Origin of the sequence: Pseudomonas sp. D8002, from assembly GCF_013385695.1 — a bacterium.
In the GTDB taxonomy this organism is placed as follows: Bacteria; Pseudomonadota; Gammaproteobacteria; order Pseudomonadales; family Pseudomonadaceae; genus Aquipseudomonas.
In genome coordinates, this window is sequence record NZ_JACAPM010000057.1 from 12,537 (window position 1) to 25,493 (window position 12,957).

Sequence of the window (12,957 nt, forward strand, 5' to 3'; positions counted from 1 at the left end):
CGAGCAAGCTCGCTCCTGCAGGCTATCGACAGTCCAGCACGTCCAGTTGCATCTGCAGCATCCTCTCCAGCTCAAGCATGGATTTCTCTATTGCCTTGATGCCCGCCTCGATAACGTGTGGTGTCTCGCGTTCGCCACACGCCTGCTCCAACGCTTCGCATTGTCCGGACAAGGTATCGGCCTGGATGATCCGGGCGGCGCCCTTGATCTTGTGGGCCTGGTCGATCAGGTCGCCGGGCGCGGCTTGCCGTGCCAGCATGGCCATCAGCTCGACCCGATCATTCCGGCTGCTGCTGAGCAACTCCTCGAGCAAACGCCGGCTCAACTGTGGGTCACCGCCCGTCATCGCGTCCAGGCTTTGCAGGGTAAACACGTTGTGGGTGGGCAGCGGATCGACCTGCGCCAGGTGCTGTTCCAGCGCAGTAAGACTGATGGGTTTGAACAGGCAGTCATTCATGCCGGCGTCAAAGCAGCGTTGTTTCTCCTCGGGCTGCGCGTTGGCGGTGAAGCCGAGTATCACGCACGGGGTTTTCTGCTCGCGCTCCTCATACTCGCGAATGGAGTGACTCAATTCGTAGCCGTTCATGATCGGCATATTGCAGTCGGCAATGACCAGGTCGAAGTGTTCCTGGCGCCAGGCCTGGAACCCCGCAGCACCATGATGGGCCGCGGTGAACTGATGCCCCAGGAACCCCAGTTGCTGGCACATCAGCAAGCGGTTGGCCGGATGGTCATCCACCACCAGCACGTTGAGTACTGGCGCCGGCGTGGCCGCGGCCGGTTCGAGCTTGTCTACGGCCTTGACCGGCGGCAGGCTGGTCATCTTCAGGCTGACGTGGACCTGGGTGCCTACCATGGGCACGCTGCTCAGGCTCAATTGCCCGCCCATCATGGCGCACAGGCTGCGACAGATCACCAGGCCAAGGCCGGCGCCGCTCCTGGCCAGGTGCCCGGAGTTGTCGGCCTGGGCGAACGGCTCGAACAGGCGTAGCTGGTCTTCGCGATTGATCCCGATGCCGGTGTCCTCCACTACCAGTTTCATCTCGATCTGTTGAGGTTGCCCGGTCGCCTTCAACTGCACCTTGATCTTCACCTGCCCGCGTTCAGTGAACTTGATCGCATTGCTCACCAGGTTCGAGAGCACCTGCTTGAACCGCAGAGGGTCGATCAGTACGTCGGTATCCTCGACATCGGGGGTGAACTCCAGCACCAGGCTCAGGGTTTTCTGGCGCGCCAGGCCATCGAACACGCGGACCACCGACTCGATGACTTCGCGCAGGTTGACCCGCTCCGGGGCCAGGCTCAACCGACCGGATTCGATACGTGCAATGTCCAGAATGTCGCCGATCAACTCCAGCAGGTCCTTGGCCGAGTTGTAGGCGACCTCGATCGCAGGGCGATCAAGATGACCCTGATCGGCGCGCTTGAGTGTCAATTCCAGCATGCCAATGACGGCGTTCATCGGCGTGCGGATTTCGTGGCTCATGGTGGCCAGGAACGTGCTTTTCGCGCGATTGGCCTCGTCGGCGCGTTCCTTGGCGGCGCGCAGTTCGTCGAACAACTGGCGCCGTTCGCTGATATCGATCCAGCCGCCAATGATGCCCTGGACCTCGCCCACGGAGTCGCGGTAGGGGAGGATCCAGTGGTAGATCGTGAGTTTTTTCCCGTGCACGTGCAGGGTGCGATCAAGGATCAACGGTTTACCCTCGGCCACTACCCGCTGGTAGTCGGCATGGTACTGCGCCGCCTCCGTCTCAAGGGCCATGCTCATCTGCGTGATGCTTTTGCCGATGACGTCTTCACGCTTGATGTCGAACGTCTGCAGGTAGCTGTCGTTGCAGGTCTGCAGATAGCCGTTGTGGTCGCGTACGTAGATCGGATGGGGCGTTTCATTGACCAGCGCCCGCATGAACTCGAACTGGTCGTTAAGGGCGCGCTCGGCCAGTTTTCGGTGCTTGATCTGGCGCTGCAGGTAGCCGTTCCAGGCCAGGGAAATCAACAGCAGCAGCCCGGTGCCGATGATGATCTGGGCAATCAGGCGATGGTAATTGCGCCAGTAGCCATCGGACGCTGCGTTGTAGCCGCGCCAGCGGCTGTTGATCGCGGCCATCTCATCCGGGGCGATACTCAGCAGTGCCTTGTCCAGGATCGAACTCAGCTCCGTGGCGTGTCGGGACGTCGCCAGGGCAAACGTCGCAGGCAACGTGCCGATGCTGGAACTGATCTGCAGTTTGTCCTGGAATGCCGGAGAAGAAAGCAGGTAGTTGGCGATCACCAAAGGGTTCACTGCGCCGTCGACTTGCCCCTGTGCCAGCAATTCCGATGCCTTGAAGGTATCCCCGGTTTCCACCAGGTTTATCTGGGCAAATGCCTGCTGCAGGAATTTTTCCAGCTGATTGCCCTGGGTAATCGCCAGGCGCTTGCCGGCCAGTTCTTGAAGGCTTGTGGGCGCGCCCGGCTCTTTACGGGTCAGTAATACGTAGGAGTTTTCCAGGTAGGGGCGGCTGAAGTTCAACTGGGACTCGCGCCCGGTACTGGGGGTAATTGCGCCGATGATGTCGGCTGCGCCGGTCTGCACCAGTTGCATCATGTTGGCGACGTCACGCACGTGTTGAATCTCGAAGCGCAGGCCGGTTCGCAGGCGGATCAGCTCCAGCACGTCGGCGGTGACGCCCCGGAACTTGCCGTCGGTATCGAAGAACGTCAGGGGGGCGAGGGTTTCATTGACCACCACCTTCACCACGGGGTTGTCCTTGAGCCAGCGCTCTTCGCGCAGGCTCAGTTGCAGCTTGCGGTCGGTCAGCAGAATGTCGCTGCCCGCACTCCAGCGCTTGGCGATGCTGTCACGTTCATAGGTTGATACGCCATCGAGCACTGAGTCGATGATACTCAGGAGAATGGGTTGATCCTTGCGCAAGGCGAAGCTGAACCCGTGGGCCTCGTGCTTGCCGAAGTTGGCCATGCGGATATTTTTCAGGTAGCCCTTGTTGATCATGTAGTGAGTGGAAATGGTGTCGCCCAGGAATACGTCAGCCTGGTCGAATGCCACGGCATTCAAGGCATTTTGATAGGACGGGTAGGCGTGGATGGTCGCCTTGGGGTACAGCGCCTGCACTTCGTCCATGGGCAGGTAATGGTAGACAAGACTCAGGCGCAGGCCGGCCAGGCCGTCGCCAAGGTCGCGGTTCTCACCTTCACGGGTCACCAGTACCGGCTGATCCACTGCGTAGGGTAGTGACAGGACGATGTCGGGATTCGCCGCTTCAAAACCGTTGGCAGACCCCAGAAAATCGATTTCGCCGTTTGCCAGCGCCTGGATCGCGGCTTCACGGGAGGAGTAGCGCAACACGGTGAGCGGTATCGCCAGTGTCCTGGCCAGCAGCCCGGCGTAATCGGCAGTCAGCCCTTCATAATCACGCCCGCTGGAGGTGATGTCGAAGGGCGGATAGTCGGGTGCAGAGGTGCCCAGTATCAGTTCCCGTTTGTTCTGCAGCCACTGGCGCTGTGTCTTGTTCAGGGGGGTGTCCAGTTGAACGGCACCGGCACGCCCCAGCAGGGCATATTGCTCGGGAACAGTTTGTTCGGCAGGCACGGAAGTGCTGAGGCACACCCCGATACTCAATATGATTAGATAGTCCTTTAATCGCCTGGGCATCCGATTTCTCACACTAGCGCGTTACGTTTTGCCATCTCGATAAGTTCTACCAAGGATTTGGCTTTCAGTTTTTGCATGAGCCTTTTTTTGTAAGTGCTGACGGTCTTGTTGCTGAGAAACATGCCCTTGGCGATTTCCTTGTTTGTCCGGCCTTGGGCAAAAAGTTGTAATACCATGAGTTCACGATCGTTGACGACTTTGAATAGTTCAAGCTCTTCATTGTTATCCGTTTCGTTAGTGCTCCCGTTAAGGGCCTGGCTCGGGAAGTAGTTGTAACCTGACAAGACCGCCCTGATGGCACTGAGCAGTTCGCTCAAGTCACCTTCCTTGCACACATAGCCATCCGCGCCGGAGCGCATGCACCGGGTAGCAAAGAGCTTGGGGGTCTGGGCGGTGAGTATCAACGTCTTGGTCGGCGTACTCATTGCGTTGAACCGGCACAGCACTTCCAGGCCATCGAGTTTCGGAATGCCGATATCAAGGATAATCAGGTCAGGCTGACACTCCTTGACCATTTGTATCGCATCACAACCGTTATCGGCTTCTCCCACTACTTTATAGCCTTCGTGTTCTAACAACATCCGAATGGCAAGTCGGATGACGGGGTGGTCGTCAATAATAAAAACTGAGTTCATGATCAAATTCCATACAGGCGCAAATAAAGTCGGCACATTAGCTCACATGGCAATGAAGGAGGATGAACTTGATGTGGAACAAACGTAAAACAAGAATAATCCTACATCAAAAAAAGCAAGGGATTACGCTCTGTGAGGTGTTTGTTGTTTGGGTGTAAGAGTTTTGCGTGGGTGGAATTTAAAAGTAACTGGTCGTGAGAGGGCAGCGTTATAAAGAGGCGTTTTCGGATTGCCCGGGTGTTTAACTTCCTACTTTTCTGTTGAGCGAGTAAGGCGTGATTGGCGTATGAGTTCATTCAGCTCAAGGTGGCTTAACGGCTTCGACAAATAGCCAAGTAATGGAAAGTTGCGTCGGGATGCCTGGGCCATCAGGTGTTCCAGTTCATTGACGGGCAGGCCGCTGAGCAATATCGCGGACCTTATAAAGCCTCTGCGGTTGGCAATTTCAATCAACTCCAGCCCGGGCAAGTCGGGCAAACATTGATCACAGAGCAGAATATCGAATGGCACGTCGGTTTGTGTCATCAGCCGCATTGCCTGTTCTGCATTCTCGGCCAGTGCCAGGTCGTGGTAGCCATAGTTTCGTAGCAGGCATTGGGTGGCCAGCAATTGAAAGGGGTGATCCTCCACCAACAGGATGCGAAGTTGTTCGAGCATGGTTTTTTCCATGGAATGGACAAGAGCCCTGAAGACGCTCCACCAGGGCGTGTAGTAAGAAGTTAATGGGCCCGCCAGCTATCGGGCGCAGGAGCAGGTCGAAAGACTGCGGTCAGGGCGCGCGATTATTCATCGCGGCGGGGAAGAACTTCGATCAGGCCGCTCTGTTCCGTGCGTAGGGCGATTCTTTGAAAAGTCGCCCTGGCCATCAGCCAGGGCTCCGATTTATTGCGGGCTGGAGCGGCCGGTCATCTCGCGGGCCATCTCGCTGGCGTAGCTGTCAGTCATGCCGGCGATAAAGTCGATCATGCGCAGGAAGGACGCGTGCAATGACCAGGAAGGGTCCGGGGCGCTATTGCCCAGCAGGTCGAGGATGCGTCGGTTCTTGAACGACGGTGTGCGACCGCCATGTTGTTCCAGGGCCGCGCCGCAGAAGGCATTCAAGAGGATTTCCAGGGTGGTGTAGGCGCCGATCTCATGCAGGGTCTTGCGCTTGTCCTGGAAGATCTTCTTGCGGGCCATGTCCTTGGCATCCAGCACGCAGCGCTTGGCCGGGCCGTGCATATGTTCCACCAGGTCCCCCGGCAGGGTGCCGGCCAGCAGCGCGTCCTGTTGTTCGACGAACGCCCGGGCCGCGGCGTTGGTCAGGTGTTCGATGGCCTTGCCTCGCAGGATCGCCAGCTTGCGTCGCCGGGAATCCAGCGGGCCGAGTTGCCGATAGGTTTGCGGCAAGTCGTCGCCCACCAGGTCCAGCAGCAGTGACTCGACCTCGGCGTATTCCAGCAGCTCCATTTCCAGGCCGTCTTCGAGGTCGATCAACGCGTAGCAGATATCGTCGGCCGCCTCCATCAGGTACACCAGCGGGTGCCGGGCCCAGCGTTGTTCTTCCAACTGCGGCAAGCCGAGCTTCTGGGCGATCTGCTCCAGGATCGGCAGTTCGCTCTGGTAGCAGCCGAACTTGTGTTTCTTGTAGCCCAGGGAGTCGGCGTGGCGGGCGGTCCAGGGGTATTTCAGGTAGGTGCCCAAGGTGGCGTAGGTCAGGCGGGTGCCACCATCAAACTGGTGGTATTCCAGTTGCGTGAGTACCCGGAAGCCCTGGGCATTGCCTTCGAAATTGAGGAAGTCATTGCGTTCGGCGCTGCTCATGTCATCCAGCCAGCCACGGCCTGAAGCTTGCTGGAACCAGTGCCGGATCGCGTCCTCGCCGGAATGGCCGAAGGGTGGGTTGCCGATGTCATGGGCCAGGCAGGCCGACTGCACCACCATGCCCAGGTCGCTCGGGTCGCACCAGTCGGGCAGGGCACTGCGGATGGTCTCGCCTACGCGCATGCCCAGGGATCGTCCCACGCAACTGACTTCCAGGGAGTGGGTCAGCCGGGTGTGGATGTGATCGTTGCTGGTCACCGGGTGCACTTGCGTCTTGCGGCCCAGGCGGCGAAACGCACCGGAAAAGATGATGCGGTCATGGTCTTTGTGAAACGGACTGCGCCCCAGTTCTTCCGGGCTGTGCAGGGGTTTTCCAAGGCGTTCGCGGGTAAGCAGGGTGGGCCAATCCAAGGCGGGTACTCTCCGTGCGGTGAATGACGGCTCCCAGCTTCCCGGTTCAGCCAGGCCTTCGCAAGCGAAAAACTACAGGCCGGCGGCGTCGATATCGATTAACAGCAGGCGCTGACCATTATCAAAGAATTGTCCGGCAGTCAGGCAGTACTGGTTGGTCGTGGCATCGCGATAGGTTGAGGACAGGGTCAGCCGACGCTCCTCCCAACCTTCGGCCAGCAAATGATAAAAATACGGACGCCATGACCAGTTGTGGCCCAGGTAGCGGCTGTCGGCTTGCCAGGCGCCCTGGTGCCATTCGAAGTTGGGTGTCAGTTGCGTGCCATGCCGGTCGCACTGGTAAAAACGCAGCAGCCAGGGAAACGCCGGCAATTGCGGCAGGTGGCTCAGGGGTGCGCGGGTGTGGGCCCAGGTTTGCAGGATCTGCATCAGCTCCGCCAGTTGCTGGCGCAGTTGCATGATCCGGCCACGTTCGGCGAGCTTCTGTTGGACATAGCCGGTGCGCAACTGGGCGAAGCGCGGCACGAATGCGTCGGTGTCGAACCAGTCCAGTTGGGCCTGGGCGAACAGGTAGCCCTGGACATAACGCGAACCGCATTCCAGGGCGAAATTCAGTTGCGCCTCGGTTTCCACCCCTTCGGCGATGATCCAGCAGCCGGTTTTTTCCGCCATTTGCGCCAGTGCCCGTACCACCTCACCGCTCGGGCCACCGCGGGCCGCGGCCTGGAACAGGCGCATGTCCAGCTTGAGAATGTCCGGCTGCAAGGCCAGCACCCGGTCCAGCTGCGAATAGCCGGCGCCGAAGTCATCAATGGCAATCCGCGCGCCGGCCTCGCGGTAGCGCTCGACGACTTCGGCCAGGCGCAGGATATCGCCGCCCAGTTCAGTGATCTCGAACACGATGCGGCGCGGGTCGACGTTATGCCGTTGCAATTGCTTCAGGCTCGGCAGTGCCTGGCCCGGGCGCAGGCGGGTGATCCAGCGTGGCGAGATATTCAGGCTGAGGAACCACTCCTGCGGGGCTTCATGCAGGCGGCTCAGGGCATTGTCACGGATCTGCCGGTCCAGGCGGCGCAAGGCCACCGAGGGCGTGCGCGGGTCGGCGAACAGCGGACCCACCGAGCGCAGTTGGCCATTCGCCTGGCGTAGGCGGCCCAGGGCTTCTACGCCGGCGATGCGGCCGGTGGCGGTGTCGATGAATGGCTGGAAGCAGGCGAGCGGTTGCCCGTCGATCACGGGGCCTCCTTAAAAGACCGGAAATAAAAAAGGCCCGGCCCTCAATGGAGAGGGCCGGGCCTGATCTGTTTGCAAGAATGCAGCCAGCACGCTCAACTTTTGCGCGAAGCACCTTGCATGGCCAGTTTGATCAGCGGGATCAGGCCGGCACCCAGCCGCACCAGGCGGGTCATGGTGCCGATTCCGCCGCCCTTGGCGCCTTTGCCGGTGAGAAACCCCAGCAGCGTCACCACGCCCACGCCCCACAGCGGCGCGTGCTTGATGCCAAAACCGTCCTGCCAGCTCTGGCCCATGTTGCGGACCTTTTGCAGCGGCAGCATCAGTTGCTGGGACTCGTGACGGATTTCCTGGCGGTGCATTTCCATGCGCAGGCGGATCAACGCCTTGCGCATTTCTCGCCGGGAAGTGTTTTGCGGCAATTCAGTCATGCTCATGGCAGCAGGCGCTCCCGGTCGTTGGCCAGCTCTTCGAGGGTGGCGTGGAACGGCGTGGACTCATCGAACACCGCCGCCTTCAGGCGCAACCCGCAGAATGCTGCGGCCAGTATGTAGAACACACACAGGCTGATAATCCCGGTCAGGCGGTAGGTATCCCACACCAGAATCATCACCAGCGCCGACAAACCCACCAGCAACAGCAAGGCAAACACCAGCGCCAGGCCGGCGAACAGCAACAGGCTGACGGTGCGGGCTTTCTGCTCCTGCAACTCGATGCCGAACAGCTCGACATGGCTGTGCAGCAAACCCAGGACAGCCGCGCCCAGGCGCCGTGAAGTAGAACTTGGGCCCGTGGACGAGCCGGATTCGCCGATAGACATGATTAGCGCCTTGTAGCCAGCAGGCCGATCAAAAAGCCCACGCCGGCCGCAATGCCGACGGACTGCCAGGGGTTGGCCTGCACATAGTCTTCAGTGGCCGTGACCGCCGCCTGGCCGCGTTCGCGCAGGGAGTCTTCGGTCAGTTGCAGGGTTTCACGGGCCTTGAGCAGGCTTTCGTGAATCTTGCTGCGAAGCTCGTCAGCCTGGTCACCGGCGAGGATGGCCGTGTCGTCCAGCAGCTTCTCGGTATCGCTGACCAGGGTTTGAAAATCCGCCATCAGTATTTCTTGAGCAGTCTTTGCCGTTTTTCTGGCCATGGTTATCTCCGTGAGTGGCTGGTCTGTTTACTTCTGGTTTCGAGTCACCGGTGTCGGTGAAGGTTCACTGCAATTGTCTGGTACAGCTTTTGCTTTGCCTTGGTGCGCAGGCCCGGGGCCTTGCGCTGAATCCGGGCGGTTGGGACTCAAACCCTGAAAAACCTTACCCTAAATAACTAAAACTCGCGGAAAAACCCTGTCGGATTCTGCCTTTTTCAATGATCGCTGCGCCAAAGCGGTTCACGGCCTCAAACGAGGGTCGGATCGTTGGTGCCAATTTAGTGCGCATCATGAAGGTCATGAACTGCTTTGGTGCTTTTTCCTGCATCTGCAGGCCTGCCATCCTCCATGGAAAATTTGCAAAGCGCGGTGGACACCCTCGTCCACAGCTCCAACACGCTGTTCATTCTGATTGGTGCGGTCATGGTCCTGGCCATGCACGCCGGCTTTGCCTTCCTTGAAGTCGGCACGGTGCGCCAGAAGAACCAGGTCAATGCCCTGTCGAAAATCCTCAGTGACTTCGCGATTTCAACACTGGCCTATTTCTTTATAGGCTATTGGATCTCCTACGGGGTGACCTTCATGCAACCGGCGGCGGTGATCAGCGCCGACCACGGCTACGGCCTGGTGAAGTTCTTCTTCCTGCTGACCTTCGCGGCGGCGATCCCGGCGATCATTTCCGGGGGAATCGCCGAGCGTGCACGGTTTGTTCCGCAACTGTGTGCCACTGCGTTGATCGTAGCCTTCATCTACCCGTTTTTCGAAGGCATGGTGTGGAACGGCAACTACGGCCTGCAAGCCTGGTTGCTGGCCACCTTCGGCGCCAGCTTCCATGACTTTGCCGGCAGCGTCGTGGTGCACGCCATGGGCGGCTGGCTGGCGCTGGCGGCGGTGCTGTTGCTGGGGCCAAGGCAGGGGCGTTATCGGGAAGGGCGCCTGGTGGCGTTCGCGCCGTCGAGCATTCCATTCCTCGCGTTGGGCTCGTGGATCTTGATCGTCGGCTGGTTCGGCTTCAACGTCATGAGTGCGCAAACCCTGTCCGGGGTCAGCGGGCTGGTGGCGGTCAATTCGTTGATGGCGATGGTCGGTGGCACGGTAGCGGCATTGGTGATCGGGCGTAACGACCCAGGCTTCTTGCACAACGGTCCATTGGCCGGGTTGGTGGCGATCTGTGCCGGTTCCGACCTGATGCACCCGGTGGGCGCGTTGGTGACCGGCGTGGTGGCGGGCGGCTTGTTCGTCTGGTTCTTCATTGCCGCCCAGGATCGCTGGAAGATCGACGATGTGCTGGGTGTATGGCCGTTGCACGGGCTGTGCGGCGTGTGGGGCGGGATTGCCTGCGGGATCTTCGGCCAGACCGCCCTGGGCGGTTTGGGCGGCGTCAGTCTGATCAGCCAGTTGATCGGCACCGCACTGGGGGTAGTGGTGGCGCTGGCCGGTGGCTTCCTGGTGTATGGCGTGATCAAACGCGTGCATGGCCTGCGCTTGAGTCAGGAAGAAGAGTATTACGGCGCGGATTTGTCGATCCACAAGATTGGCGCGGTCAGTCAGGATTGAGGGGCGCGTCCCCTTCGTTCTGGTTGCAGCCATGTAACAGGCGGTACCGGCTCTGGCGCACTTCATCGACACGGCCTTGCACCTGCTGCTCCGACAACCCCAGCAGGATCAACGCATGGGAGGCGAGCATCAGGCTCGACTCCAGCAACTCGGGCACCACTTCAGTGGCGCCGGCGGCTTTCAGTTCGGCCAGCTGACTGTCGTCGCGGGTGCGTACCAGGATCGGCACGGTCAGGTTGATCCGCCGCGCTTCGTTGAGCACGGCCAGGGCGACGTCGCTGTTGTCCACCGCGATCACCACCAGGCGCGCACGTTCCAGGCCGACCGCGCTGAGCAGGGCGCCACGGCGGCAGTCGCCGTAATGCACGGCGCTGTCTTCGGTAGACGCTTCCTGGACTCGCTCCGGGTCGTCATCAAGGGCAATGAACGCCTGTTGTTCACGGTGCAGGAAGCGTCCGATGGACTGGCCAACCCGGCCGTAGCCGCAGATCACCGCGTGGTCGCGCAGCTCGGCATTCAGGGCCGTAATCTCTTCAAGCTGTACTTGCTGGTTGGGCTTGCGGTGCAGGCGCAGGGCTATCGCGGGTGCAGCCCTGAGCAACAGCGGAGTCAATAGCATCGAGCAGAAGGTGGCAGCCAGCAGCAGGCCGCTGATGTCGGCGGGCAGCAGGCGGCTTTGCTGCATTTGCGCCATCAAGGCGAAACAGAACTCGCCGCCCTGGGCCAGCGCCAGGCCGCTGCGCCAGGCGGTTTCACCGTCGCTGCCGCGCAGTTGCACCAATAGCGCGACCACACAGCCTTTGATCAACATCAGCGTGAGGGTCAGGCCGAGAATCAACAGGCTATGACTGACGAACAGTTGCAGGTCGATCAGCATGCCGATGCTGACAAAAAACAGTCCTAGCAGGATGTCGCGAAACGGCCGGATATCGGCTTCGATCTGATGGCGGTAATGGCTTTCCCCCAGCAGCATGCCGGCGAGAAACGCACCGAGTGCCGGGGACAGGCCCAGCAAGTGGGTCAGCCAGGCGGTGAGCAGTACGATCACCAGTGCCAGCAGCACGAACAATTCCGCCGAATGGGACGCCGCCACCTCACGGAACAAACGCGGCAGCAACCAGCGGCTGGCCAGCAGCAGGCCGAGGAACAGCACCACGGTTTTGCCCAGGGTCAGTGGCAATGCCCAGTACCAGGCTTGCTCGCTGTTACCGGCGAACACTGGCACGAGGGTCAGCAGCAATACGGCCACTACATCCTGGAACAGCAATACCCCAATCGCATTCTGGCCATGGCTGCTGAAGATTTCGCCGAGGCTGGTCAGCTCCTTGCTGACGATGGCGGTGGACGACAGTGCCAGTCCAGCACCGAGCAACAGCGCGGTGGTCGGCGACAGGCCGAACAGTGCCAGCAAACCGCCCAGCAGCAACCCGCAGCACAGTACCTGCAGGCTGCCCAAGCCAAACACCACCCGGCGCAGGCCGAGCATTTTGTTGAGAGAAAACTCCAGGCCCAGGGAAAACAGCAGGAACACCACACCCAGTTCGGCAAGGTCTGGCAACTCTTCGCTGTCATTGACCCAGTCGAGGGCGGTGGGGCCCACGGCCAGGCCAACACACAGATAGCCCAGCACCGGCGGCAGTTGCAGGCGACGAAACAGCGCAATCACCACCAGGGAGGAGGCCAGGATAATCAGCAGGTTGGCAAACACATGCAGCTCCATTGCAGGTATTACGGGAAAAAAGTCGCGAGAGTCGCTGAATCAGTTATACGCCATGCTGATCTGGGTCAGGCTTTTGCAGTGTCCCGACGCTGTTAGAATAGGTGCCTGATTCTTCTCGGACCCTTTGCCATGCTTCCTGAATGTCAGTTGTTCGGCACCCTGGGCTGCCATCTGTGTGAGATTGCCGAAGCCGAAATCATGCCGTTGGTCGAACACGGCCTGCTGGTGGAGTTGGTGGATATCGCCGATTCCGAGGCCCTGTATGAAGCCTACGGCCTGCGGATTCCGGTGCTGCGCCGGGTAGACACGGGCGCGGAGCTGGAGTGGCCGTTCGACGAAGCGCAGGTAGTGAACTTTCTTAGCTAGCACTCGGCGATGGCGAGTTCCCGATTATTCGGTTACTGTATGTTTGTACAGCGATTGAATGAGAGGGAACGCCCGTGGTGAATGTTGAACAACTGAAAAGCAGCGTCAATCGCATGTCCGCCGACGTCGTGCGTGACGCGGTGAACGAGCTGCGCCTCGATGGCCTGGTCACGGAAGGCAAGACGCCGTTTAACAAAGTGCATTTCAACACCTGCTTTGCCGAGATCGAGGCGCTGTTCCAGCGCGCGGGTTATCACAAGCAGCTGGATGTGGTGGGTTACCAGGGCTTGCTGTATGCGCTTTACGACCCGGGCCGCTGGGAAGCGGTGGATGTGCTGCGCTGGCTCAAGGAATTCACCGAGGCGGCCAGTGCGTCACCGGTGTTGCGCGCGGAATTGGCCAAGGCCTGAATCTGTGCTGGGCCTGATCCGGCTGCATGC

The 12,957-nt window shown here is 60.1% G+C and carries 12 protein-coding genes; 3 read left to right on the top strand and 9 right to left on the bottom strand.

The features are described from left to right. Positions 1-22: 22 nt before the first annotated feature. From HX807_RS29120 to HX807_RS29155, 8 genes are all read right to left on the bottom strand, one after another. Entirely contained in the window at positions 23-3,655 is a 3,633-nt protein-coding gene (locus HX807_RS29120) for a transporter substrate-binding domain-containing protein (protein WP_177051896.1), read from the bottom strand. A gap of 8 nt (positions 3,656-3,663) precedes the next feature. Beyond that, positions 3,664-4,290, bottom strand: a complete 627-nt coding sequence (locus tag HX807_RS29125; RefSeq protein ID WP_003209072.1) for a response regulator transcription factor — start codon at positions 4,288-4,290, stop codon at positions 3,664-3,666. A 249-nt stretch (positions 4,291-4,539) separates the two neighbouring features. Beyond that, positions 4,540-4,947 carry a response regulator gene (locus HX807_RS29130; protein WP_003209073.1) on the bottom strand — a complete coding sequence of 136 codons (408 nt, stop codon included), beginning with the start codon at positions 4,945-4,947 and terminating at the stop codon, positions 4,540-4,542. 225 nt (positions 4,948-5,172) lie between these two features. Continuing rightward, the gene (locus HX807_RS29135) at positions 5,173-6,504 is read right to left on the bottom strand and encodes a deoxyguanosinetriphosphate triphosphohydrolase (RefSeq protein WP_003209075.1); all 1,332 of its coding nucleotides are present in this window, start codon (positions 6,502-6,504) and stop codon (positions 5,173-5,175) included. Between the two features lie 72 nt (positions 6,505-6,576). Continuing rightward, entirely contained in the window at positions 6,577-7,740 is a 1,164-nt protein-coding gene (locus HX807_RS29140; protein WP_177051898.1) for an EAL domain-containing protein, read from the bottom strand. Positions 7,741-7,832: 92 nt separating this feature from the next. Next, a complete protein-coding gene (locus HX807_RS29145; protein WP_008432159.1) occupies positions 7,833-8,174 on the bottom strand; it encodes a hypothetical protein in 342 nt (113 codons plus the stop codon). Next, entirely contained in the window at positions 8,171-8,557 is a 387-nt protein-coding gene (locus HX807_RS29150) for a phage holin family protein (protein WP_003209078.1), read from the bottom strand. The genes HX807_RS29145 and HX807_RS29150 overlap by 4 nt, the downstream gene beginning before the upstream one ends. 2 nt (positions 8,558-8,559) lie before the next feature. Beyond that, positions 8,560-8,874, bottom strand: a complete 315-nt coding sequence (locus HX807_RS29155; RefSeq protein WP_003209080.1) for a YqjD family protein — start codon at positions 8,872-8,874, stop codon at positions 8,560-8,562. 348 nt (positions 8,875-9,222) lie between these two features. Here HX807_RS29155 and HX807_RS29160 point away from each other — a divergent pair, with 348 nt between their 5' ends. After that, positions 9,223-10,431 carry an ammonium transporter gene (locus HX807_RS29160; protein ID WP_003209083.1) on the top strand — a complete coding sequence of 403 codons (1,209 nt, stop codon included), beginning with the start codon at positions 9,223-9,225 and terminating at the stop codon, positions 10,429-10,431. On the opposite strand, the gene HX807_RS29165 is transcribed toward HX807_RS29160, so the two are convergent. Next, entirely contained in the window at positions 10,418-12,139 is a 1,722-nt protein-coding gene (locus HX807_RS29165) for a monovalent cation:proton antiporter-2 (CPA2) family protein (RefSeq protein WP_177051901.1), read from the bottom strand. The genes HX807_RS29160 and HX807_RS29165 overlap by 14 nt on opposite strands. Before the next feature lie 141 nt (positions 12,140-12,280). Between HX807_RS29165 and HX807_RS29170 the strand changes: the two genes are divergently transcribed. Further along, positions 12,281-12,517, top strand: coding sequence for a glutaredoxin family protein (locus tag HX807_RS29170; protein WP_008432163.1), 237 nt, complete (start codon positions 12,281-12,283; stop codon positions 12,515-12,517). Between the two features lie 74 nt (positions 12,518-12,591). After that, positions 12,592-12,927, top strand: a complete 336-nt coding sequence (locus HX807_RS29175) for a hypothetical protein (protein ID WP_003209087.1) — start codon at positions 12,592-12,594, stop codon at positions 12,925-12,927. Positions 12,928-12,957 lie beyond the last annotated feature (30 nt).

Coding starts and splice junctions, on each gene's coding strand:
- HX807_RS29120 (WP_177051896.1), bottom strand. CDS start 3,655: ATGCCCAGGCGATTAAAGGACTATCTAATCATATTGAGTATCGGGGTG.
- HX807_RS29125 (WP_003209072.1), bottom strand. CDS start 4,290: ATGAACTCAGTTTTTATTATTGACGACCACCCCGTCATCCGACTTGCC.
- HX807_RS29130 (WP_003209073.1), bottom strand. CDS start 4,947: ATGCTCGAACAACTTCGCATCCTGTTGGTGGAGGATCACCCCTTTCAA.
- HX807_RS29145 (WP_008432159.1), bottom strand. CDS start 8,174: ATGAGCATGACTGAATTGCCGCAAAACACTTCCCGGCGAGAAATGCGC.
- HX807_RS29150 (WP_003209078.1), bottom strand. CDS start 8,557: ATGTCTATCGGCGAATCCGGCTCGTCCACGGGCCCAAGTTCTACTTCA.
- HX807_RS29155 (WP_003209080.1), bottom strand. CDS start 8,874: ATGGCCAGAAAAACGGCAAAGACTGCTCAAGAAATACTGATGGCGGAT.
- HX807_RS29160 (WP_003209083.1), top strand. CDS start 9,223: ATGGAAAATTTGCAAAGCGCGGTGGACACCCTCGTCCACAGCTCCAAC.
- HX807_RS29170 (WP_008432163.1), top strand. CDS start 12,281: ATGCTTCCTGAATGTCAGTTGTTCGGCACCCTGGGCTGCCATCTGTGT.